The following is a 25,221-nucleotide window of genomic DNA, read 5'->3' as shown; positions in this document are numbered from 1 at the left end:
AGACAAAGGAGAACGCTCCGCTTCTTCAGAATCACTCGGCCTCTCCGCTGAGAGAGGTTACTTTTTAAAGTTCGTTTTATATAGAGGCAACCTCCGCAGGGAACCTGCTGTTTAGGGTTACTGGCAGTTTTCCCTCAGCCTGAATCTGCCCAACCAATACCTTAGCAATGGCATCAACCGTTACAGGACGGTTCTCATAAGCGCATAAGTATGTGGTGACATCCGGTATTTCATTGATGTCATACGGATTTCTAACAGAAACAACAATGAGCTTGCCGCCCGTACGCTGATTTAAATCCTCAATCAACAGCTTCTGGCCTTCCGGTAGACGTCCCTCTGAGGTATAAGTAACCACAACGATCTGGCTGTATTCCGCACTCCGCTCAATTGCAGCCGAGATTTCAGAGCTCTTCGGATGCGAGCCAATCAGTATCTCATCTACTTGGAAGTATGGCGCTAAAGCCTCGCCAAGCGTATATCGGAAGTGAGCCGGCTCATCAACCTCAGTAAAGTGGCGGACCTCAGCCCAGATTACAAGTGTTCTGGCATCGGTTCGAAGGGGAAGGTTATTCCCGGCATCCGTCACCAAGGTGATGCTCTTCTCAGCAATCTGGCGAAGGATTCGCTCGGACTCCTCTGCGGGAGTTAGAGGAACCGTTACCTCTGGTGCTTTATCGCTGATTTGCCCGATTCTCTTCTCTTTCAATGCCAGAATCCGCTCCAAGGAAGCATCAATCCGTTCCTCAGTCAGACGTCCGCTGTCCACGGCTGCACGTACCGCCTTGATTGCGGCTACCTGGTCCTTCATAGTATGACTGACCAGAATCAGATCCGCCCCGGCTTCCAATGCTTTCACTGCCCCTTCGGGAATGCCAACCGATTTGGAAATCGCGTGCATTTCAAGACAATCGGTCACAATTAGTCCCTCATAACCAAGCTCCTGGCGGAGCAGCTTAGTCAGCACCCCATAAGACAAGGTTGCAGGGATCTCCTCGCTTTCAAAGGCCGGGAAGATCACGTGGGCCGTCATGATCATATCCACGCCTACTTCAATCGCCTTGCGGAAAGGCAGCAGTTCTACCTGTTCCAGACGCTCTTTATCATGGGGAACAACCGCCAGCCCGAGGTGGGTATCCACAGCTGTGTCCCCGTGCCCTGGGAAATGTTTGGCTGTTGCGCTTACGCCTTGGTTCTGATATCCCTTGATAGCGGCAGCGCCGTGAGCTGCGACCAGCTTAGGATCTTCTCCGAAGGAGCGAACCCCGATGACCGGATTAACCGGATTGTTATTCACATCAACAACCGGGGCAAAGTTAAGATTAATCCCAAGTTTGTATAGCTCCTCGCCGCCCAGAGCGGCAGCCGCTTCGGTTAACTTGAGATCACCTGCAGCTCCAAGGGACATATTGCCCGGAATCCGGCTGACCCCGTCGTGATCAATCCGGGAGACCATGCCGCCCTCCTGATCAATGGCAATGAACAGCGGGATTTCGCTGAGCGGCTTGGAAAGAACCTGCAGATTATGCGAAAGATCCGCGAGCTGTGAAGCCGAGCTTACATTACGGCGGAAATATATGACACCGCCAAGATGGTACTGCTCGATCAGCGTTTTGATTTGCTCGTCCGGTGTTTGGCTGTGAAACCCGCAAATAAACAGCTGCCCGATTTTTTCATCTAGGGTAAGTTTGCTTAATTGAACCAAATGAATGCACCTTCTTAATTAGGATGCGGGAGATTCCTTCAGGCGGTATTCTGATGGAGTCATCCCAATATATTTCTGGAATACTTTGGTGAAATATCGGCGCTCCTGATATCCTACGCCTATGCCAATTTGGGCAATGCTCTTGTCACTGCTGCGCAGCAGGCACTTGGCCATTTCCATCCGCTGCTTGGTCAGGTATTCGACAAAGGTCTCGCCAAAGTGGTTCTTGAACAGTAGACAGAAATAACTGCAGCTGATTCCTAGATACTCTGCAATATCTTCAATGCCAAAATCTTTCCCAAGCTTGTGCTGGATATAATCTTGGGCAGCCAGCATCAGCTGCTCGGAGGTTTTCTTGGACGATACGGATTCTCTGGATCGCTCGATCAAGGACACCAGCAAGGACAGCAGCTCTTTCAAGCTAAGGGATTGCTGCATCTGCTGCCACACGGCTTCTTCCTGATCAGCAGGAAGCATGTGAAGCTCTCTCATCTCACGAACTAAGTGAATCAGGAGATAATGGAGAAGTTTCTCCGCCCGCCCGATCGCATTCTCATTCAGATGACCCACATAATGTTTTAGCTCGCCTATCATCTGTTGAAGCGCTTGACTGTCACCGTTGCGAAGCCCTGTACCGATCTGCTCAATCCATTTCCACTGTGATGGAATATCTCCTTGCGGAGCTGCTTCATCCTTGGCCGTAGTTTTATCAGCGCTTACAAACCAGTCGTTGGATGAGTTCAGGATCAGTGCCTGCTGCATTCGTTGATACACGGTGGACATCTCATTAAGCGCCACAGGTCCATGCTCGAGACACATGCGCAGCTGCATAGAGTCTTTCTTTTCAATCAAAGACTGGAGAGCCAAGAACCCGGGATAAAGCTGGTCTTTCGTGATTTCACCGGAACCCGCGGAAGAGAACACAATGCACCACTCCCCCTCCCGGATTTGGAGAACAGTCTGTTCTTTGAGCATGGAAACAAATGTTTCCCGCAGCATCTCTTTAATATGAAGGTTCCACGCCTTGCGCTCATGAATCGACCATGTAATGGATTGATGGGCATATCCTTCGATGTCCACGACAAGAACGGCAAAATCCTTACGTTCAAGCAGACTTTCTTCATCCAATATCAGCTTGCCCTTATCCGCTTCCTGACCGAGCAGGGTATGAAGCAGAAAGTTCTCATTAGCCCAGTGGACCACCTGATCTATCTGCTGCTCCTTGAGCAATTTTCTTCTCTTCTCGCGAATCTCTTCACCGATCCTACGAACGGTTGACTCCAGCTCTGCATAATCAATAGGCTTGCAAATGTAGTCCTTCACGTTATATTGAATTGCTGCCCGTGCATATTCAAATTCCTGATAACCGGTTAATAGTAGAACTTCACAAAGATTGCCCTGGCTTCTAAGCTCTTTAATCAAGCTGATCCCATCCATAACGGGCATCCGGATATCACTCAAAATCAAATCGGGCTGGTGCTCACTCACCATTCGAAGGGCTTCTAATCCATTCTTGGCCATACCTACAATCTCATAATCCATGTCCTCCCAAGGAAGAACTTTGGTCAAATTCTTCAAGATAGGGGCTTCATCATCGACCAGTAAGGCTTTAAGCTTCAAATTTTATCACCCAATTCATTTTTAGGAATTACGCACTGTATGATTGTGCCATGCCCCGGCGCGGAGCAGATAAACAAACCGTATCGGTGCCCATACTTAAACCTTAGACGGTCTACAACACTTCGCAGCCCTAAGCCTCTTCTTTCATGGTTGGTGACATCCGTAGTCTCCTGTACCACTTCACTCTCATCAAAATATTTGAACTTCTGCAGCTGATCATTGGTCATTCCGATCCCGTTATCTTCAATACGAAGCAAAATCCGGTCTTCCTCGACCCGACCTGAGATTCTGAGCTGCCCCTTGTATTCAATCCCCTCGAACCCGTGCTGTATGCTATTCTCCACAATAGGCTGAATCGTGAGCTTGAGCACAAGACAATTCATCATTTCATCCGGAATGTCGATCGTATAATCGAACAGATCCTCAAACCTGAATTTCTGGATTTCCAAATAATTAGACACATGCTCCAGCTCCTGCCGAAGCATGATCTCTTCTTTTCCCTGGAAGCTGATTCTTAGTATGCTTGCCAGCCTCAGAACCATCTCGTTTACCTTTTTGCCTTGATTCTGAATCGCTAGAACATTAATAGATTCCAGTGTGTTGAACAGAAAATGTGGTTTGATCTGTGCCTGAAGCACCCTCAGCTCAGCATTAATCTTCTTCTCCTGCTCGTTCTTAACCTGGTCAAACAGCTGGGAGATTTTATCCATCTGATTATTAAAGCCCTTCTGAAGCAGCAACAGCTCATCGTCACCCTTTTCGTCAACCCTTGCCCCGAGTTCCCCAGCTTCTGCCTTACGCATGAACCGAACAATGACCCCAATTGTCCCTGTAATACGATTCATAAAAAACACATTAAACATAATAGCTGTAACAACGAAAATGCCCAAAATCCCCACGAACCACTTGGCAAATGTCATGACTTCATTGGACAAATAGCTCCATGAGGTCACCGACACGATACTCCATGGATGCTCTTTCAAATGATAGATAGAAATAACGCTCTCTTGACCGTTGAATTTACCTTTAAAGCTCTGATAATTTCTACCGTAAGAAAGCGGTTCGTTCACGTATTTATTAATGGATGTGCCGTCAAACGAGTGTTTATTGTCGTATAGGACAAGGCCGCTGTCATTCACCAGATAGAAACTGGTATCACGCTGATTGCCACCAACCTGCAAATTTTTAAAGATATCATCAATTTCCCAGTTTTTGATCTGCACAGCAAGAATCCCTATTTTGTGCATGTTGGAAAGCTTCTTAATAACTCTAATTTGCGTGAAAACAGGCTCCGAGCCTGTAATCTCCGGATATTCGTGCGGGGCAATCCACAGCGCCTTGCCATTGAGCTTCATAACTTCCTTGTATACCGGATGATTCTTCAATTGAAGATAAGTAAGAGGGGTAAAACCTTCCTTGTCGAATACCGGGAACGGCTTTTCCGTCTCATATTCTTTGTCGGCATCCAAATTGTTCATGACACTCATCTTATACAAGAAAGCATAATCGATTGCGGGATGATTATATAACAACGTCCTAAAGCTTGTTTGGTTAGCGTTAAATTCAATTTGTCCTTTAACCGTTAAAGCTAAGTTCTGATTCTTCGTTTTTTCTGGGTCCTTCACACTTAGAGCATTTTGAAAAAGCTCTCGGTCGCTTCCGCTCCGGGTCACATTATCGATTTCAGTGAACACGCTGTTAATACTGAATCCAATAGATTTCAATGCATATTCAGCCTGTTCACTGTATTTGCTCTGAATCGACTTAAAGGTAACCAGAAAAGTGATAATCCCCAAAACAAAAATAGGTATTATAATTAGCAGAATAAACGCGGTAAGAAGTTTAATTCTCAGATTCATAGGGATAACTCCAATCTGGCAATTATCCCTTAACGCTACCCGCTGTAACTCCCTCTATAATCTTCTCCTGCAGGAATGCATAGATGATAACAACCGGAACCACACTGTAGACAATACCGGCTGACATCTGCGCATAGTTCATTTGATATTGGTTGCGGAACTGAACCATACCGACCGGCAGGGTGCGAAGCGTGTCTTTCGACAAGAAATAGTTAGCAAGCAAGAATTCGTTCCAGTTGCTCAGGAAGTTAACGATAAATACGGTAATAATTGCGGGAACTGTTAAAGGTAACACTATTCTAGCAAAGATGCCTGAGGCGCTCAATCCATCCATAACCGCTGCTTCTTCGATCTCACTTGGAAGCGACCTCATGAACGCAGCCAAGATGATTACGGTAAATGGAATCGCATTACCAATGTAAGGAATGATTAATGCTAGGTGTGTATTCAAAATTCCCAATTTGCGGACTAGAGTATAAATTGGCAGCATCATTGCGTTGTTTGGAATCAGCATTCCAATCAGAACCAAACCGAACAAAGCCGCAGCCAGCTTACCAAACCGCATCCGTGTAACCGCATAAGAGAACATGGCGGCAATAAGAATCGTTACAATTGCTGCCAAGAGGGAAATGTACAGACTGTTAAGGAAATACGTACTAATCTTGGCATTTACCCATGCCTCATAGTAGTTGTTAAATACAAATTCCTTTGGCAGACCGAAAGGATGCAGAGCAATCGCGTTGTTATCCTTCTTGACTGAGGAGAACAGAACAAACAAGAACGGAAACAAAATGATCAACAGGTAGCCTAACAGAAATATATGAGGTATACCCTTCTTCAAGTTACGCACCATTAGTACTCAATCCTTTCATTACGCCGCGCAATCAGCAGTTGATAGATTAGGGTAACGATAAGCGTAAAGACAAAGATAAGTACAGCAATCGTGTTACCATAACCGTATTTAAAGCTCGTAATCGCATATCTAATCATGTACGTAGCCATAACCTCTGTAGAACCCGCCGGTCCTCCGTTTGTCATAACCAGAACAATATCAGCAGCCTTCATGGCACCCGCAATGGAGAGCATGATAACAACTGAGATGATCGGGGTAATTAGAGGAAGCGTGATACGGGTTGCTCGCTGGAATGCAGTGGCTCCATCAATCGCTGCCGCCTCTTCAAGTTCCTTGGGAATCGAGAGAATCGCGGCCAGTACCATAATGATGTAGTAACCGGTCCACTGCCAGGCGTTCGTGATCAGAATAGACAGCATGGCATAATTTTCATCGGAAAGCCAATAGATCTTGCCTACCCCAAAGAAGCTAAGAATTTTGTTGAGTAGACCGATATCAGGCTCGTAAATAAATCCCCATAGAATACCAATTACTGCAGTAGACATAATCGATGGAAGAAAAATTGAGGTCTTGTATAGCCCCTTCAGCTTCTTAACGTTGGCTATCAAGAGTGAGAAAATTACAATGATAGGTACTTGGAGTAAACAGGAAAACAAAATGAAGTACACATTGTTTGTTACAGAAACCCAAAAGCGTTCTTGGCCTAAGGCCTTTGTAAAATTATCAAAGCCAATAAATTTCATATGCGTGGAAACACCGTTCCAGCTTGTAAAACTCAAATAAATTGATGAAAAAATCGGGTAAATAAAAAACATACCAAACAATATTAATGCGGGTAATACGAACAATATGAATACAGTAGGGTTCTTCAACGCTTTGTTCATACCAAACCTCCGGTTCTTGGGACGTGAGCTGCTCTATTTCTATTGTCCAGCTTTCGTGTAGAAGGGAATGCACCCTTACCGTGGTGAAGGATACATTCCCTTTGTTACCTAATTACTCTTTGTTAGCCAGCACTTCATCGGTCACCTTTTGAAGATCTTGAGCCATCTTCTCAGGAGTCGTTTGGCCGCCAATCAGTTTTTGAATTTGTACTGCGCTGAACTCGGTGTTGATGTCAGCCGCAACTTGGGAATCCCATGCAGGGAAAGAACCTTTAGTGGAGCTCAGTACTTTAGTGATGTCTTTCATCAGATCATCGGTAACAGTTGCGTTAAGCTTGTCTTCTGAAACGGCCATCGAAGGAAGAACCCCGTCTTCAGCAAGCCCGCGAAGCTGCATGTCTTCATTGAACAGTTCTTTGATAAATTTCTTAACTGCATCCAATTTACGAGGATCATCTGCAACAGAAGCGGAGAAACCGTAACCATTGTTGGAATCGCGCATAAGAGCTGTTTGTTCTCCAACACCGCCATCAACAGGAGGCATATTAAAGAATCCTACTTTTCCGATCATAGCTTCACCGGATTGACCCTTCTTGAATACGGAGGATTTCCAAGTACCATCGAACCAGAGTGGTGCTTCACCAGAAGTGAATTGGCCAGTGATATCGCCATATGCGAAACCAAGCTCACCTTTCTTAAAGTAACCTTTCTTCTCCCAGTCCACATGTTTAGCAAACGCTTTCACCATGTTCGGATCTGTCCATTTTGCTTCGCCGGCAGCAATCTTCTTCACAATATCCGGTCCAGCGTAGCGAGCCCACAGTTGGTTTGTCAGCATCAGAGGTACCCAGCCCTCTTTGGAAGCTGCTGCAATAGGCGTTTTGCCATCAGCTTTGATCTTGGCAAGCAAGTCTTCAAGCTCCGGGAAAGTCGTAGGAACTTTCAGACCTTTTTTCTCAAAGTACTCTTTGTTATAAAAGAAACCTTCGGCGGAAGCACCGATCGGAAGACCGTATACTTTACCGTCAACAGTGTAAGGATCTAACACGTTCGGGAATTTGTCAGCGATTCCAAGTTCTGCGAGAATTGGAGTCAGGTCAAGCATTCTTCCCTCTTTAGCATACATTTGGGCATCCGGGCTGCCGAATACGTCAAAGATATCTGGTGGGTTGCCCGCAGCCATTTCTCCGCGAAGCTTTTCCTTACGGTTAACTTCAGAATCTACACCGTCAAGCTTAATGGTAAGACCTGGTGTTTCTTCTTGTACCTTCTTAACAACATCCTGAAGGATTGCCAGGCGGTTCTTCTTATCGGCCCCTACTTGGGTGTGACGTAGTGTCACTTCAAATGGTGAAGTATCCGCTTTCTCTACTTGCTTCGGTGTATCACCTGTCTTTGGTGGCTCTTCGGCTTTGGTACCGCCGCCGCACGCTGTCAGCATAGTAGTTGTCACGAGAAACAGTGACAGTAACAATACTAGACTCTTTTTCATTTATTTGACCCTCCCATAGAATGGTTTGCCTTACACTTTCATTATAGGAACCGCTTTCAATATTGGTAAGGAGGACATATTTCTTTTGAAGGGATAAAATCCTCTAATCATTAACTTTCCTCTAAAAATCTGTTGAAACAACGACAAATAGCGCGAGAAATCCGGTTTTCACCTTCATTTCTCACGCTATTTCTGGATAAACTTGCAATTATCTTATGATTCCAGGACTTTCTGCTTACTTCCAAGCCCGATTAAATCATAGGCCCTTTGGACCTCTTCATCTGTTGGAGACGGGACATTCTCTAACGGATACTTCCATTTCAGAGCTTCCCATTTATAGATTCCCATCTGATGGTAGGGAAGAATCTCAAACTTCTCTACCCCGTTCAATTTGCCTACGAATCTACCTAAACGGAGCAGGTCCTCTTCCTCGTCATTGATTCCTGGCACAAGCACGTGCCGGATCCACATCGCTCTATTATGATCTGACAGCCACTCCGCCATCTTCAGCATACGCTCATTAGGCTTGCCGGTCAGCTCGATGTGTTTCTCGTTATCAATATGCTTCAAGTCGAGGAGCACCAGATCTGTAACATCGAGCAGATCTTTAATTTTGTCACCTTCGTTATAACCATTCGTATCGAGTGTAGTATGAAGTCCCCACCGTTTCTTCACTTCCCGGAACAGTTCTGTTACAAAGTGCGCCTGTAGTGTCGCTTCACCACCAGAGACCGTAATTCCTCCACCCGAAGAACGATAGTAATTAACATAAGGCTCAATCTCTGCCAACACCTCTTCGAGGCTCATATCCTTCCCGCCAGTCAAGTCCCATGTATCCGGATTGTGGCAGTACTTGCATTTAAGTAGGCAGCCCTGCATAAAGAGGACGAACCGAATTCCCGGGCCATCTACGGTGCCGAATGTTTCCAATGAATGAATATGACCTGTAATCATGCTATTGTCACCCTTTCTGCAGGTCTGCAGCAATTTATTATAAGATTGTATCCCTCTATGGTCAGTTGATCTTACATAGAACCGTGGAAGGTACGGTTAATCACGTCGAGCTGCTGTTCACGGGTCAGTTTAATAAAGTTCACGGCATAACCCGATACACGAATGGTCAGCTGAGGATAGTTCTCTGGATGCTCCATAGCGTCCATAAGCTGTTCACGGTCAAATACGTTGACGTTCAGGTGATGGGCCCCACTGCCGAAATATCCGTCCATCATGGACACCAGATTGGACTTGCGTGCTTCCGGCTCTTTCCCCAGCGCTTTCGGAACAATGGAGAATGTATTGGAGATACCATCAAGACTGTGCTCATATGGCAGCTTTGCTACAGAGCTCAGGGAAGCGAGGGCACCCTTCTTGTCACGGCCATGCATAGGGTTAGCGCCTGGGGCAAATGGCTCGCCGGCCTTACGTCCGTCTGGTGTAGTACCTGTCTTCTTACCGTAAACCACGTTGGATGTGATGGTCAGCACGGATTGTGTAGGCATAGCGTTCCGGTAAGCTTTATGCTTGCGGATCATACTCATGAACTGCTCAACCAGCCCAACAGCGATTTGGTCGACCCGGTCGTCATTGTTACCATAGCAAGGGTATTCACCTTCAATTTTGAAGTCTACCGCAATTCCTTTTTCGTTGCGGATAGGGGTCACTTTCGCATATTTTATTGCGCTAAGTGAGTCCGCCGCTACCGATAAGCCGGCAATACCACAAGCCATTGTGCGGAGGATGTCGCGGTCATGAAGCGCCATCTCGATGCGTTCATAACTGTATTTATCATGCATGTAGTGGATGACATTCAGTGTATTCATATAAAGCTTAGCCAGCCACTCCATCATAGGTTTGAAGCGTTTCATAACCTCGTTGTAATCAAGCACCTCAGATGTGATTGCCGGATATTCAGGACCTACCTGAGCGCCGGATTTCTCATCTTTACCTCCGTTAATGGCGTACAGCAGGGCTTTGGCCAGGTTAGCACGGGCTCCAAAGAACTGCATCTGTTTACCGATCTCCATAGCGGATACGCAGCATGCGATACCGTAGTCATCGCCATAAATCGGGCGCATCAAATCGTCACTTTCATATTGAATGGAACTTGTTTCGATAGAGACTTTAGCACAATATTTCTTGAAGCCTTCAGGAAGCTGTTCCGACCACAATACAGTTAAGTTTGGCTCTGGTGCTGGACCCAGGTTGTACAGGGTATGCAGGAACCGGAAGCTGTTCTTGGTTACGCGGGTCTGACCGTTCACCGCCATGCCCCCGATGGATTCGGTTACCCAGGTTGGGTCTCCACTGAACAGTTCATTGTAGTCAGGAGTACGCAGGAATTTCACGATCCGAAGCTTCATGACAAAATGGTCAACCAATTCCTGTGCTTGTTCTTCTGTCAATGTGCCTTCAGCAAGGTCACGTTCAATGTAAATATCCAGGAAGGAAGATACGCGGCCCAGAGACATCGCGGCACCATTTTGTTCTTTAATGGCTGCAAGATAGCCGAAATACACCCATTGGAAGGCTTCTTTGGCTGTATTGGCGGGCTGTGAAATATCAAAGCCGTGCATCTCAGCAAGAACCTTAAGCTCGCCCAGAGCCCGGATTTGCTCGGATAATTCCTCACGAAGACGAATGACATCCTCATCAATCACATCAAGTTCAAGCTGCACCAGTTCATTCTTCTTCTGAGCGATCAGGAAATCAACACCATAGAGCGCAACCCGGCGATAGTCCCCGATAATCCGGCCACGGCCATAAGCATCTGGAAGACCGGTAATAATCCCCGCTTTACGGGCAGCTCTCATCTCGGAAGTATAAGCATCGAATACGCCCTGATTGTGTGTTTTGCGGATCGTTGTGAAGATGTTTACAACTTCTTCAGGCATTTTGAAGCCATAAGCCTCACAAGCATCAATCATCATCCGGATGCCGCCAAATGGTTGAATGGAGCGTTTGAATGGAGCGTCTGTCTGAACCCCGACGATTTGTTCTTTGTCCTTATCCAAATATCCAGGTTTATGAGAAATAATTGTCGAAGGAGTGTTCACATCCACATCCAGCACTCCACCATTTTCCCGTTCCTGTTTGGTCAAGTTGGATACAATCTCCCACAGTGCTTTCGTATTGGCTGTCGCACCTTGAAGGAAGTCCTCACGGCCATGGTAAGGGGTAATATTATGGTCGAGGAAGTCACGAACATTAACCTCTTTCTGCCATTTTCCTTTCTTAAAGCTTCTCCAACCCGATTGTGCGGCTTGTACTTCTCTCTCAATTACCGACATGATAATTCCCTCCATCTCTGAATTGTGTGAACAGACAAGATCCCCCAAGGCAATGCCAACTTAATGTTGTGATAGTTTTCACAATCCAATTTGCTCCTACCCTAACATCAATGCCGATACTCCCTATGACTTCTGTTTACCGGGACCTTTTATACTTTTATCATAGAGGATTTGCCTGAAAAAGGATGTGACAAATATCACATTTGCGGTGATATTTGTCACTCCATTTTTTACGTGCTATGAACCTGTAGTTTGTGCTTATTCAAATCTTCCGTAGAATGCGTCTCTATAGACTTCTGCAAGTTCCTTAACAAGCGGCAGCTTAGGATTCGCAGTTGTACATTGGTCTTCGAAGGCGCGGTCAGCCAGATAATCCACTCTGCTCTCGAAGTCTTTTGGATCGAAGCCCAGCTCCTGGAACGTTTCAGGAATACCCAGTTTGCGGTTCAGGTCGCGGATTGCGCCAATCAGACTCTTCACGCCTTCTTCGGTAGTGCGGGCTGGCAGTCCCAGAATGCGGGCAATCTCAGCATAACGTTGATCCGCAACAAAGTTGGTGTATTTAGGGAACGCTGCGAACTTAGTTGGTTTCTTCGCATTATAGCGGATGACATGCGGCATCAGGATTGCGTTAGTGCGTCCATGAGCGGTATGGTATTGTCCGCCCCATTTATGAGCCAAGCTGTGGTTGATGCCAAGGAAAGCATTTGCGAATGCCATACCGGCCAATGTTGATGCGTTATGCATTTTCTCGCGTGCAAGCTTGTCGCCAGTCAGCGCCGATTTCTCAAGCCATTCGAATACAAGCTGAATTGCTTTGATCGCCAGACCATCGGTGTAGTCATTAGCCATGACAGATACATAGGCTTCAATAGCATGGGTGAGTACGTCCATACCTGTGTCAGCTACGGCTACTTTAGGCAGACTGTACACAAATTCAGGATCAATAATGGCCACATCTGGTGTCAATTCATAGTCAGCAAGCGGGTACTTGGTGTTACCGTTAACCTTATCAGTGATTACTGCGAACGATGTTACTTCAGAACCCGTACCCGAAGTGGTTGGGATCGCAACAAACTGTGCTTTTTGACCAAGGCGTGGATATTTGTAGATCCGTTTGCGGATATCCATGAATTTCTGTTTCAGGTTGTTGAAATCTGTGTCTGGGTATTCATAGAACAACCACATGCCTTTTGCAGCATCCATTGGAGAACCGCCGCCGAGTGCGATGATGCAGTCCGGTTGGAATTGAGCCATAAGCTCTGTTCCCCGTTTCACGGTAGTAGTGGATGGGTCCGGTTCAACTTCCGAGAACACTTCAATGGCTACCGGAGTTTGTCTTTGACGCAGATAGTGTTCTACTCTTTCCACATAACCCAGTTTCACCATCATTGGGTCCGTTACGATCAGCACACGGCTGATATCCGGCATTTTGGCAAGATATTGAGTAGCCCCTTTTTCAAAATAAATCTTCGAAGGTACTTTGAACCATTGCATATTCACGGTACGGCGATTCACCCTTTTCACGTTAATGAGGTTAACTGCAGTTACGTTAGAAGATGTCGAATTGCGTCCATACGAGCCACAGCCCAGTGTCAGAGATGGCAGGTTCGTATTGTAGATATCACCGATACCGCCTTGCGAAGACGGCTGATTCACCAGAATCCGGCAGGTTGGCATACGGTCAGAGAATTTCTGGATAACTTCTTCGTTGTTCGAGTGAATAACCGAAGAGTGACCCATACCGCCGAAGGCAACGACTTCAGCCGCGCGATCAATACCTTGCTGAGCGTTGGATACTTTGTAGCAGGCCAGAACCGGGCTCAACTTCTCAGCCGACAGCGGGTATTTAGGACCTACGCCTTCTACTTCGGCAACAAGGATTTTGGTGCCTTCAGGTACTTGAATTCCGCACATTTCAGCAATTTTTACGGCTGGTTGGCCTACAATTGCCGGGTTAACTGCACATTTCTCAGCAACGATTGCGCCTGCGCTCAGCTTAGCAGCTTCTTCCTTATTCACGAAATAACATCCGTTGGCAATCATTTTCTTCTTCACTTGGTCGAAGATTGGCTCTTCAATAATTACAGCTTGCTCGGAAGCGCAAATCATACCGTTGTCAAAAGTTTTGGACAAGATCAGGTCGTTTACCGCTTGATCGATATCCGCGCTTTTCTCAATAAAGCATGGCACGTTACCAGGTCCCACGCCGAGTGCTGGCTTACCACAGCTGTAAGCTGCACGAACCATTGCCGAACCGCCAGTTGCCAGAATCAAGGCCACATCAGGATGATTCATCAAAGCGTTCGTTTTATCCATGGAAGGTGCTTCAATCCACTGAATGCAATCAGCCGGTGCGCCGTGCTCGACAGCTGCTTTCAGCAGGATCTGTGCAGTTGCGGTACAGCAGCTTTGTGCAGATGGATGGAAGCCGAAGATAATCGGGTTGCGTGTCTTAATCGCAATAAGTGCTTTGAAGATCGTAGTTGATGTCGGGTTGGTTACCGGAGTAATCCCCATGATAATACCTACTGGCTCTGCAATCTTCTGGAAGCTGTCATACGGGTTGTCTTCAATGACTCCTACGGTCTTGTCGTTCTTGATATTATGGTAGATATATTCTGTCGCGAACATATTCTTGATAATTTTATCTTCGTACACACCCCGACCTGTTTCTTCAATAGCCAGCTTCGCCAGGTGCATGTGCTTATCCATACCCGCAAGGGCCATGGCTTGGACAATTTCATCAATTTGCTCCTGGTTCATTTGCATGAAGGCGTCGGATGCTTTCTTTGCTTTGTTGATCAATGTCTGGATGTGTTCTTCAGCAGTTGGCTTTACAGTTTCGTTAACTTGAGCTTTGGTAGCCATAACTCTCATCCTCCTATTATTTAGGTGAGCGGATTGTTGAAATTCACACTTCGTGAATATTTTCACAAGTGTACTTAACTTCAATGTTGCCACTCGTCTTTCTTCTCTCTACGCATTGATCTTAGCATAGTGAAAAACCGCATACTGTGATATTTGTCACAGAAATAAAGTAAAGTGAAATAAATCACAAAGTTCGTTTATTCGACACTTTTAGGGCCTCTTTCGCCCCCTAAATTCCAAATTAAAGCTATATAATTGAGGCATAGAAAAAGAAATGGAACGAACTTCATGAGTTCATCCAAAGAGCTTGTATAATTGGAATACTAAGGAGTGATCGGTGATGATTGATTATTTAAGTACAACATTAACCCGCGGGAACACCGGCAGCTTTACGGAGCAGAACTTCAACCGTCTTCTCGTGATGATGAAAGACAAAGCGTATGCTAGCGGGTCCCACCTGTTCTGGGAGGGAGACCTTGCGGATAAGCTGTTCTATATTAAACGCGGACGCATTAAATTGACTAAGTCAACGGATGAAGGAAAAGAACTTATTTTATATATGTATCAAAGCGGTGATCTCGTTGGGCAGGCTGATCCCTTCTTCGGTTCTAAATACAGCTTCACGGCAGAGGTTATTGAGGATAGTGAGATCGGCATTATTGAGCAGCGTGACTTGGAGATTCTGATCTGCCAGCATGCGGATTTTGCAATCGACTTTATGAAATGGATGGGAATTCACCATCGGCTGACACAGACCAAGTTCCGCGACCTGATGATGTACGGCAAGCCCGGGGCCCTATGCTCGACTTTGATTCGTCTCAGTAATTCTTACGGTGAGAAGCATGGGGATTCGATCCGGATTAATAGGAAAATCACCCATACCGACTTGTCCAATATGATCGGAGCAACAAGAGAAAGTGTCAACCGCATGCTTAGTGATCTGCGGAGAAAAGAAGCGCTTGAGTACGAGAATGGCTATATCGTTATTAAAGACCTGGTTATGCTTCAGGATATCTGTCACTGCGAGCTGTGTCCGCATCAAATTTGCCGGATTTAAATTGTTAACCTTTATGATAATATGCTGTTTCAATCCCATTTATAGAAAAAAAAGAGCAGGAAGGCCGGAGTTAATCCAGCTTTCCTGCTTTTAAATTAGCTTGGAGGGTTAACCAGTGTGTAGAAGAATACAGCAGCTTCCTGTCTTTTTAGAGGCTGCTTGGATCGATAGTCAACTGACCCATCCTCATTCTTCTTGGCTTCAGGCCCATAAAGCCCGAGAGCGACAACGGTCTTGACGCTTTCAAGCGCCCAGGAATCCGTGCCTGGTGCGAGCTTTGCATCCTGCGGGGTAATTCCCCACATGCCTCTGACGACCTGGTAGAACAGATAAGCTGCCTCCTGTCTGGTTATCACCTGATCAGGATTCGCGTTTCCTTTGCTATCGGGCGTCAGCAGACCGCCTTCCGCCGCTGTCTGCAGATCTGCCTCAGCCCAGTGACCAGCCGTATCCTTAAAAGCCGGTTCAGAGCTACGGGGTGTCAGTCCAAACAGAGTGACCAGGAAATGGACAAATTCGGCCCGGGTGGTATAACCCTCAGGACTAAACTTACCGTCCGATCTCCCATTCAAGAATCCAAAGCTGTATAATGGATCAATGAACTTTGCATATGGACTCTTTGAACTAACGTCAGTGAACGGAGTTGGCAGCTTTATTTTTTCGAAATAATCGACGCCTAGATATTTAAAATATTTCGGAGTTCCAGCCGAATCGTTCACGAACGCAAGGGTTGCTCCGTTCTCATCTTTAAACACCTGTGGTCCTGTCTGCCGAAACTTAATCGCCTTACCGTTAAGACCACTCAGAGCAATCTCCCCATTACCCACAGCCTTAATCTGAACCACTGCGTTGAATGTCCGCAGCTTGCGGTAGCTTCCTTCTACAGCCTGCAAATCCTGAACTGGTGTATTCAGGAATTGTACCTGTACCGGTTTGGCAGGGAAGAAATGGTCCATAAATTCGCTGTAAAGCTGCTCTCTCAGCTGTGTAGAGGCTGTGAAGCTGACAAATACACCAATGCTCTGCTCGGGGATAAGCCACATATAGGAAGTAAAGCCTTGATAGTCCCCATCCTTACCTACAACCTTCTGTCCGTTATCCTTCCAAGGCACATTGGAGGGCTCGTACCCGTAAGCTGTATCCGGAACGCCTGGTGCGGCGTAGTGATGGAACGTCTGCATTTCTTTTACAGAGCTTTCCTTCAATATCCGGTTATTTCCCAATGCTCCGCCGTTCAACTGGGAGATCAGGAACTTGGCCATATCCTCCCCTGTCGAGAGCATGCTGCCCTGAGGCTGGACTGTAGGTGCCACTTCGTGCAGCGGCAGCGGGTTCCCGGCGCCATCATATGCTGTGGCCAATTGCTGTGCCAGCTTGCTCGTGAGCCTGAACGTAGAGTGATTCATCCCAAGCGGGGTAAATATTGCTTTGTTCACATAGTCCTCGAACGGAGTCTTTGCAATTTGCTGTACAATATACCCCTGAAGCATCCATCCGAAATTGTCATACATAACGGCTTCACCTGGTTCGTGCTTCACTGGCCGCAGCATCTGCTTGAGGAAATCCTCCAGCGGCAAATAGGCATCCAAATCTTTGTAGCTGTCGGTTTCCTGTGCATCTCTTGCTGTGAACCCGGCGGTATGGGTTAACAGATTTGCTGAGGTCACCGGCTTAGAGAAGGGATTTTGCAGCTTGGGCCCGCCCAGATAATCTTCAATATTCTGATCCAGCTTGAGCTTGCCTTGCTCTACAAGCTGCATGGATGCCGCGGCTGTAACTACCTTCGCAATGGAGGCTACGCGAAATAGTGTCGCCTGTGGATCTATCCGTTTCTTGCTCTCCACATCCGCATAACCATAACCCTGATTAAGCAGCACCTTGTCCCCTTGCACAACGGTGAATATCGCCCCCGGAACCGATTTATCATTCAAATTGCGCTTGAAGAAATCTTCGGCGAACTGTTTAACCTCCTCCACTGTCAACTGCCGCTTCCCCTCGGCGGACACCTTTCCACCCGGGAAGGCCGAGACCAAGACCAGCAGCGCCGACATGGTTAGTAAAATAATCCTTTGCATAAGCTCCTCCTTCGTATACCTTTAAGCGGCAACGTTGTCCCCAATTCCAACTTGTTCATTCGCCGCTTAGCACAAGCATACCGCCTCCTTCTTACGCCGATTTATCGACAATCTTAAATTAATCTTACAATGAGATCCCTGGTACAGGTTTTACAGTTCTTTCATAGAAATAGTGACTCAGAAATAATAGACTTATAGTAAAGAAGTGTTATGAACTGGAGGAGTCCTTGCATGAACCCAACCATACTGGTTGTTGATGATCAGCCTGACATCGCTGAGTTGCTCAAGCTGTTTCTCGAGCGGGAGCCCTACCGCGTGATTGAGGCATACGACGGTATCGAAGCCTGGAAGACCATCCAATCCGAGCAGGTGGATCTGGCTGTTATTGATATCATGATGCCTCATCAGGATGGTTATCAATTAGTTAAGCAAATTAGGGCGCACTATAATATGCCGATTATTTTTCTATCCGCGAAGGATCAGGACAGTGACAAAATACTTGGCCTGAGCCTTGGAGCCGATGATTTCATCGTAAAGCCCTTCAATCCGCTTGAGGTTGTTGCACGTATCCAGGCTCAGCTCAGAAGAGCTTATGATCTTAATATGCCTTCCCAGATGCAAGCAGCTCAAACCTGGGCATCCATAGGAGAGTTAACGCTAAATCTCGAGTCCTGCATACTCCTTCATGGAGAAGAAGAAATCACTTTGACTTCAACGGAATTCAAGCTGCTTGAAACCTTTATGATGGCACCCGGACGAGTATTCACCAAAAAACAACTGTTTGAAAAAGTATGGAGCGATACCTACTGGAAAGATGACAATACAGTGATGGTTCATATCTCAAGGCTAAGGGACAAAATAGAGAAGGACCCGCGTCAACCCGTTTATATCAAGACGATCCGCGGACTGGGGTATAAGTTCGCCAAGGAAGAAGACTTTCAATGAAAACAAAACGCCGGCTGCTCAACAGTCTAATCCGCTCTTATTTATTGTTCGCCTTTACGCTTGGCTTAATCTTTCTTCTGGTTCAGTTATTCTCAGGGGAGCTGTCTGATCAATATGTAACAAAACCTATCGAGCCTTCTCAAATCGCCAGACCCGATTATACGTCCATCGATTCCGAAGTCATTGAAGAATCGGGGGGATGGGTCGAAATTCTGGACGAAGAACGGAATGTCATCTATATTAAAGGCACCCAGAAAGTGCCCCACAAAGCCTATTCCGCTGCTGAGCTTACGTCCTTGCTGTATGACGGGAGCAGAACGCCTTATCTATATGCCTTAGCCCCGTTCAAGTCGGATAAGGGCGCCTCTTTGCTGTGCCTTGTAGTCATTCCCAGAGAGCGGGGGCAGACCAGCTTTAAACTGCTGACCCCGCCTGAGACAATATCAATTAATCTTAAGCTTTCATACGGCTTCTTCGGTGTTCTTCTGTTGTCAGTGATCAGTGTCTACCTGTATGGACGCTACACCTCAAAACAGTTGACCACCCCTCTTGAGCAGATCTCCACAGCTATGAGGCATATGAGGAACGGCCATTATGACCAGCGCCTGAACTATAATTCCAACAAAGAATTAACCACGATCCAGGAGTGCTTTAATGAAATGGCCGATCATCTGGAACAGACCGAGCGCGCCAATCAGCAGCTGATCGAGAGCAAACAGCGGATGCTTCTTGATATCTCCCACGATTTGAAGACACCCATCACCACGATCCAAGGTTATGCAAGCGCACTGCTTCTTGGACTGGCTGATACGGAGGAGAAGCGGCTCAGGTATTTAAATCTTATTTATTCCAAGGCTGCTTTAATGACCGAGTTGGTTGGGGATTTATTCGAGCTGTCCAAGCTGGAAACTACGGAATATCCACTTACAGGGGAATTTGAGGTAACAGACCTGGGCGAGTTGGTACGTGAGATTATCGCCGAGAATTATGACCAGTTTGAACAAAAGAACTTCAATCTCACGTTCTCCATTCCCCATGAAGAGATTCCGCTTCGTCTTCATAAGACCTTGATAAGCAGGGCTGTGTCCAATCTGCTGACCAATGCCCTGAAGCATAATCCCAAAGGCACCACAGTGGATATTGACCTTAAGCATCTGGACAATGTTGTCAGGCTGACCATCATGGATAACGGGGCAGGAATTCCCGCATCGATACGGACAACCCTCTTTGACCCCTTTGTCCGGGGCAATGCGGCAAGAACCAGTGATGGAGGAACCGGGCTAGGGCTGTCTATTGCCAAGAAGGCGGTAGAGCTGCACGGGGGAGAACTCCGGCTTTTGGATTCCGAGGGGAGAACTTCTTTCCAAATCACCTTTTATAAAACGGCATAAAAAGACGAGCGCTTCGTTCGCGGAGCCTTCGAAACACAAACTGAACTTCTAAATTAATAAAATTTTCAATCTTCTAAACATCAATACAAATTGTTAAAATGCTGCGTTCTCCGGATTTCTAGTCATCTGTAACTTAATCTCCACATTGTAGATCAGCAAATTTGGAGACAGCGGCAACCTGGAACGGAACTGTAGCCTAAAGCACACGTCAAAGAGCGATCCTCTATGTTCAGAGGACCGCTGTTAATTCTCCTTATAGTTAAGCGCCGGATATCGTGTACAGCTAGACGACTTTTTCGACCCTGAATAATCTCATTAGAAACTGGGCAATTAGTGCATCTATAACACAAATGCCTCCGCTGATCGCAGTATAACGGAAACTGAACTGGCACTCATCCGCCGGCTGTACCAAACTGTCACAGCAACATACAGCGGGATGATCGCAAGAACAATAAGCGACAGCTTTGGATTAATCCGGACCAGCAGAACTGCGGAGATCATACAATCAAACACGCCAATGATAATATTTATAACTGACGGAGAAAAATGACTGGGTACACTTACGATTTCCGAAATTCTTGACATCAGATAGCCTTTGTCATACTTATCGATAAATGCCATAGGCATAGCAATTAAGATACTGCCGCAAGAGATCCAAGAACAGCAGCGGTCTGTTTCCTTCCAAATACGGCCTTAAAATCATAATGTTGCTCCAGAGTTTTCTCATAAATTAACCCTTGAACATGCCTATAATAAGAAAGGTTGAGATATACAAGACAAATATGATGGCCAAAATCATGCTCATCCTGCCCTTATTCTTTACTTTTTGATTAAGAAAAACTGTAAATGTGCCAATGGCTACAATACTCAGAATCATAATCAGATTGTTCATACCAAGTTCTCCTTTAAAGCATGCTTACAATATACTTTGTATGATCTCTCCCCCGGCGCTTCTCTCCTCCTGAATACGGACAGCTTACCATTTAGACAGGGATGAAAGTCAACATTTTGAAAGAAGCTGAGATCTGTAAAACAACTTCCCTCCCCTTTATCGCTGAATAAAAGTTCGTTGTATACCGGATAATCACCAGTTTCATGGATTAAGTTAAACTGCATACCCAAGGGATTAAAGTGTTAATAGTATTCTACAATCTCTATTTAATCGCATGTAAATTATTGGTTTTTATTAGTACATCCAAATAATAGTATTTTATATAACGTAACAATATAATATATGTCACAATTTTATTTAATTTGATATTACTGGGAACTTTAAAAATACTATATTTATTTCTTTCAATTTTATTATTTTACATTTAAAGGTATTTTGGTAGTAATAAGCAGAGATAATAAAAAGGGGCCGTCTTTCGGGACGGCCCCCTATTACCAACAGTTGAGATTTTAAGACAACAATCCTGCGGCTTCCTGTGCCGCTGCAGCCAAATATACAATCCCGTCTTTAACCATAACCGGGTAGGTTTGCACCTGGCCCTGGTCGGGTGCTTGGACGAGCCCCGTTCTTAAGTCAATCTTCCAATCGTACAAAGGATCGTACAGATAGAATCCTGACACGATGCCTTCGGCCATAGGTCCTCCTTTGGGATGAGGATTGCGGTTGTCTATAGCATACATCTCTCCCACGGAAGTTAGAAATATGGCAATTTCCTTGCCACCTACCACGACAGTCCGTCCAATCCGGTCAGGGAAATCATTCACATTCCCCACTGGAATAAAGGTTGTTTCCTGTTTCATTGTTGATTTCTCCCTTCAGCAGATTATTTGACCGAATGGCCGCTTGGATGAAGCTGGTTAAACAAGGTCTGTTTGGCACGCTCATCCTCAATAACTTTCTTCCAAGGATCTTCTACCTGCTGCAGAGCAAATTCGATCCGCTCCATCAAGGCTTTACGCTGATCCAGGTTATCAACGACGGTCTCGCGGATTTGTGCAAGCCCCATTCGCTCCACCCATTCCGAAGTTCTCTCCAGATACTTACCAGTCTCTCTGTAATATTGCATAACAGCACCACAGATCTCGATCAGCTCTTCGTCTGTTTTTACTTTGCAGAGCGAATCCGCCAATCTTGCTTTTATTCCGCCATTTCCGCCTATGAAGATCTCCCAGCCGCCATCATTACCCACAATACCGATGTCCTTCGTGCACGACTCCGCACAGTTTCTTGGGCAGCCGTTTACCGCCAGCTTGAATTTAGCCGGGAAGTCCAGTCTCTCGAATTTGCGTTCCAGGATAGCTCCCATTCCCATGGAATCCTGGGTTCCAAACCGGCAGAATTGCGAACCGACACAGGTCTTGACCGTGCGGAGAGATTTAGCGTAAGCATAACCCGAAGGCATATCCAGTTCTTCCCAAACCTTCGGAAGGTCTTCCTTCTTCACCCCGATTAAGTCTAACCGCTGGCCGCCAGTCACTTTAACAACCTTCACGTTATACTTAAGCGATACATCGGCAATTTTCTTGAGATCCTCTGGAGTTGTTACGCCGCCGTACATCCGTGGAACGACAGTATAAGTCCCATCCTTCTGAATATTAGCGTTCATCCGCTCGTTAACAAAACGGGATTCCTTCTCATCACTATGGGTGTCCGGATACAGCATCCCCAGGTAGTAGTTGATCGCAGGACGGCACTTCGAGCAGCCTTCCGGTTGACTCCAGCCAAGAACGTTCATGACTTCTTTAGTTGTTGATAAGCCTTTAGCCTGAATTTCGGCCACGATCTCATCACGGCTTAATGTGGTACATCCGCAAATTCCCTGTTTGGCAGCTTCCTTGAAACCATCGCCAAGCACGTATTGGAGAATTTGTTCAACCATCGGCTTACAGCCGCCGCAAGAGCGGGTTGCCCCGGTGCAGGCTTTAATTTCGTCTACTGTAGTAAGCCCCTGCTCCGTGATCACATCCACTATTGTCTTCTTGGTGACCCCGTTACAGCCGCAGACGATCTCGTCATCCGCCATTGTCTCCACAGAGGCGGTCTTCTTAGCTCCGCCACCGCAGCAACCGCTGCCCATAAGCTGGCCATAGAGTTCATCCGTCATTTCTGTGTGCTGTTTGATTAACTTCTGAAGATTAGCCGACTCTGTTATGTCTCCGAACAGAACCGCCCCTACCATAACGTTGTCTTTGAGCAAAATCTTCTTATAGGTGCGTTTCCAATCATCCTTCTGGGAAATGACCCGATGCTCAGGACTATCGATGAATTCTCCTGTTGAGAATACATCTACCCCGGAGATCTTCAGCTTGGTCGAGACGACAGAACCCTCATAACCCGCGGTCTCCACTCCGCAAATATGCTTCGCAAGCACCATGCCCTGCTCGAAAAGCGGCGCAACCAGGCCATAACAGATACCCCGGTGCTCATTACATTCCCCTACCGAATAAACGCCTTCCATAGATGTGCGCATATAGTCGTCAACCAGAATACCACGGCCGGTCTGAATTCCACTGGCAGCAGCCACATCGATATTAGGTTTGATGCCCACAGCCATGACTACGAAATCAGCCTCAAGCACGGTTCCGTCGGTAAACTTAAGCCCGGTTACCCGGTTGCCGCCAAGCAGTTCCGCCGTCTGCACGCCCATCGCAAATTTGATTCCTTGCCGCTCCAGCTCATCCTTAAGCATCGCCGCCGCCTGGCTGTCAAGCTGGCGTTCCATCAGATCATTCATTAGATGCACAACTGTGACATCCATACCCAAATGCACTAGTCCCTTAGCAGCTTCCAATCCAAGCAATCCACCGCCAATTACCGCAGCCTTACGGTAGCTCTTCGCAGCCTCAAGCATCTGATTGCAGTCTGCGATATCCCGGAAACCAATAACCCCTTCCTTATCACTTCCTGGTATAGGAAGAATGAATGGTTTGGAGCCTGTAGCTATAATTACATTATCATAAGGGACTCTAATGCCGTTCTCTGCGACAACTTCCCTTGTGTTCTCGTCAATACGGGTAACCGTGGTTCCGGTGTGAAGTGTAATTCCGTTCTCTTGATACCAATTCAGATCATTTAGAATGATATCATCAATGGTCTTGCTGCCTTCCAGCACGTAGGAAAGCATGATCCGATTGTAATTGGGATGAGGTTCACTCCCGAATACGGTAATCTCAAAATTTGAAGATAACTTTAAAATTTGCTCTACTGTGCTAATTCCAGCCATCCCGTTACCGATGACCACTAGTTTCTTTTTATCCATATCAATATGCCTCCCACTCAATTCAGGCATTGGATTATCTATCGCCTTTGTTAAACCAAGTATACCGACTACCATGTAACTGAAGTGTGAGAATTGTCACACTTTAGTGATTATTTTCACAACTTTTTCCGCAAAATTGTATCCCTCTGTAAATACGTTATTTATTCATAGCGCGGGAATAATATATTATTCTCCAGATGAACATGCTGGAAAGTCATCTCCTCCAGCTCCTCCAGACGGGAATAGGTGATTCTGTATGTGGTGCAAGCATGAGCTGGCGGTGTAAAGTCCTGGGTTAATGCGCGAATTTCCTTAAGGATACTTCCCGCCTTGTCATGCTCCGCTTCCAGCTCAGCAATCGAGGCTTGCAATTTAACCAATGTCTCTGGTTCCCGCGCGGTCTCCCAATTGACCATTTTCGGAAATACTTCGGCCTCTTCCTTCTCGGTATGCTCAAGCAGCTCCGCCTTCAATTGTCCGAACAACCGGTGTACCTCGGCCAAATGTGCTTCATCCTGTCCATGTACACGGAACACTTTATTCACGTTCTGTTCTATGTGCGGGAGTTCCTGCCGCAAATAAGCATGATGTTTGTTAACGATATGAGCAATAAGATCACAGGAATTCCAACGGGTATAGTCGTTCTCTTCCTTGGCAGTAGGGTGTTCATTAACCATCTGGCGAAGATCATTCAACACTTCCTCCAGGGTGAGCCCTTTCTCTTCAACAGCCTCTTGCAGCGGACGGTTCCCTCCACAGCAAAAATCAATTCTGCGGCTGCGGAAATAATCGCTGGATTTGGGGAAGCGGATCACGATATCTCTAACTTGGTGCTCTCCGCCCAGTAACAGTTCAGCCAATCCCATATATTATCTCTCCTATCTGTAGTCTGTGAATTTAGTTACATCGTACTTGATCCTCTGCACTAGGGTGTGTGATTTGAGTAACATGGAATATGGACAAATAAAAAAGCC

Annotated in this window: 18 protein-coding genes; 3 read left to right on the top strand and 15 right to left on the bottom strand. The window is 46.3% G+C overall.

The genetic code is table 11. The features are described 5' to 3' along the window. Positions 1-76: 76 nt before the first annotated feature. The 9 genes from nagZ to adhE all read right to left on the bottom strand — a co-directional run bounded on the left by nagZ (position 77) and on the right by adhE (position 14,568). Entirely contained in the window at positions 77-1,702 is a 1,626-nt protein-coding gene (nagZ, locus tag BN6628_RS09745) for a beta-N-acetylhexosaminidase (RefSeq protein ID WP_068616884.1), read from the bottom strand. Between the two features lie 18 nt (positions 1,703-1,720). After that, entirely contained in the window at positions 1,721-3,322 is a 1,602-nt protein-coding gene (locus BN6628_RS09740; RefSeq protein ID WP_068616882.1) for a response regulator, read from the bottom strand. Then, complete coding sequence (locus tag BN6628_RS09735; RefSeq protein ID WP_068616881.1) at positions 3,319-5,181, bottom strand: cache domain-containing sensor histidine kinase; 1,863 nt, start codon at positions 5,179-5,181, stop codon at positions 3,319-3,321. Before BN6628_RS09735 ends, BN6628_RS09740 begins: the two co-directional genes overlap by 4 nt. A gap of 22 nt (positions 5,182-5,203) precedes the next feature. Then, positions 5,204-6,034 (bottom strand): carbohydrate ABC transporter permease, encoded by an 831-nt coding sequence (locus BN6628_RS09730; RefSeq protein ID WP_187386125.1) that lies wholly within the window; start codon positions 6,032-6,034, stop codon positions 5,204-5,206. Further along, positions 6,034-6,918 carry a carbohydrate ABC transporter permease gene (locus tag BN6628_RS09725; protein WP_068616879.1) on the bottom strand — a complete coding sequence of 295 codons (885 nt, stop codon included), beginning with the start codon at positions 6,916-6,918 and terminating at the stop codon, positions 6,034-6,036. The genes BN6628_RS09730 and BN6628_RS09725 overlap by 1 nt, the downstream gene beginning before the upstream one ends. A gap of 112 nt (positions 6,919-7,030) precedes the next feature. Beyond that, a complete protein-coding gene (locus BN6628_RS09720; RefSeq protein WP_068616877.1) occupies positions 7,031-8,410 on the bottom strand; it encodes an ABC transporter substrate-binding protein in 1,380 nt (459 codons plus the stop codon). A 213-nt stretch (positions 8,411-8,623) separates the two neighbouring features. Further along, on the bottom strand, positions 8,624-9,364 hold the full coding sequence (gene pflA / locus BN6628_RS09715; RefSeq protein ID WP_068616875.1) for a pyruvate formate-lyase-activating protein: 741 nt from the start codon (positions 9,362-9,364) through the stop codon (positions 8,624-8,626). A gap of 71 nt (positions 9,365-9,435) precedes the next feature. Beyond that, positions 9,436-11,697 carry a formate C-acetyltransferase gene (pflB, locus tag BN6628_RS09710; protein WP_068616874.1) on the bottom strand — a complete coding sequence of 754 codons (2,262 nt, stop codon included), beginning with the start codon at positions 11,695-11,697 and terminating at the stop codon, positions 9,436-9,438. Between the two features lie 258 nt (positions 11,698-11,955). Then, complete coding sequence (gene adhE, locus BN6628_RS09705; RefSeq protein WP_068616872.1) at positions 11,956-14,568, bottom strand: bifunctional acetaldehyde-CoA/alcohol dehydrogenase; 2,613 nt, start codon at positions 14,566-14,568, stop codon at positions 11,956-11,958. Between the two features lie 340 nt (positions 14,569-14,908). On the opposite strand from adhE, the gene BN6628_RS09700 reads away from it, so the two are divergent. Next, positions 14,909-15,625, top strand: coding sequence for a Crp/Fnr family transcriptional regulator (locus BN6628_RS09700; protein WP_068616870.1), 717 nt, complete (start codon positions 14,909-14,911; stop codon positions 15,623-15,625). Between the two features lie 95 nt (positions 15,626-15,720). Here BN6628_RS09700 and BN6628_RS09695 read toward each other — a convergent pair whose 3' ends face one another. After that, on the bottom strand, positions 15,721-17,700 hold the full coding sequence (locus BN6628_RS09695) for a serine hydrolase domain-containing protein (RefSeq protein ID WP_068616869.1): 1,980 nt from the start codon (positions 17,698-17,700) through the stop codon (positions 15,721-15,723). A gap of 231 nt (positions 17,701-17,931) precedes the next feature. Here BN6628_RS09695 and BN6628_RS09690 point away from each other — a divergent pair, with 231 nt between their 5' ends. Both BN6628_RS09690 and BN6628_RS09685 read left to right on the top strand, forming a co-directional pair. After that, positions 17,932-18,645 (top strand): response regulator transcription factor, encoded by a 714-nt coding sequence (locus tag BN6628_RS09690; protein ID WP_068616867.1) that lies wholly within the window; start codon positions 17,932-17,934, stop codon positions 18,643-18,645. Further along, positions 18,642-20,036, top strand: a complete 1,395-nt coding sequence (locus tag BN6628_RS09685; protein ID WP_068616865.1) for a HAMP domain-containing sensor histidine kinase — start codon at positions 18,642-18,644, stop codon at positions 20,034-20,036. The genes BN6628_RS09690 and BN6628_RS09685 overlap by 4 nt, the downstream gene beginning before the upstream one ends. A 339-nt stretch (positions 20,037-20,375) precedes the next feature. Here BN6628_RS09685 and BN6628_RS09680 read toward each other — a convergent pair whose 3' ends face one another. From BN6628_RS09680 to ric, 5 genes are all read right to left on the bottom strand, one after another. After that, positions 20,376-20,663: an ABC transporter transmembrane domain-containing protein gene (locus tag BN6628_RS09680; protein ID WP_068616863.1), complete on the bottom strand. Its 288-nt coding sequence runs from the start codon at positions 20,661-20,663 to the stop codon at positions 20,376-20,378. A 103-nt stretch (positions 20,664-20,766) separates the two neighbouring features. Then, a complete protein-coding gene (locus tag BN6628_RS26110; protein ID WP_157692471.1) occupies positions 20,767-20,928 on the bottom strand; it encodes a hypothetical protein in 162 nt (53 codons plus the stop codon). 509 nt (positions 20,929-21,437) lie between these two features. Beyond that, positions 21,438-21,788 carry a nitrite reductase small subunit NirD gene (gene nirD / locus BN6628_RS09675; protein ID WP_068616861.1) on the bottom strand — a complete coding sequence of 117 codons (351 nt, stop codon included), beginning with the start codon at positions 21,786-21,788 and terminating at the stop codon, positions 21,438-21,440. Positions 21,789-21,811: 23 nt separating this feature from the next. Beyond that, complete coding sequence (gene nirB, locus BN6628_RS09670; RefSeq protein ID WP_157692470.1) at positions 21,812-24,247, bottom strand: nitrite reductase large subunit NirB; 2,436 nt, start codon at positions 24,245-24,247, stop codon at positions 21,812-21,814. 161 nt (positions 24,248-24,408) lie between these two features. Further along, entirely contained in the window at positions 24,409-25,113 is a 705-nt protein-coding gene (gene ric / locus BN6628_RS09665; protein WP_068616860.1) for an iron-sulfur cluster repair di-iron protein, read from the bottom strand. Positions 25,114-25,221 lie beyond the last annotated feature (108 nt).

Origin of the sequence: Paenibacillus tuaregi (genome assembly GCF_900086655.1) — a bacterium.
GTDB lineage: Bacteria > Bacillota > Bacilli > Paenibacillales > Paenibacillaceae > Fontibacillus > Fontibacillus tuaregi.
This window is presented reverse-complemented; position numbering and strand designations above follow the sequence as displayed.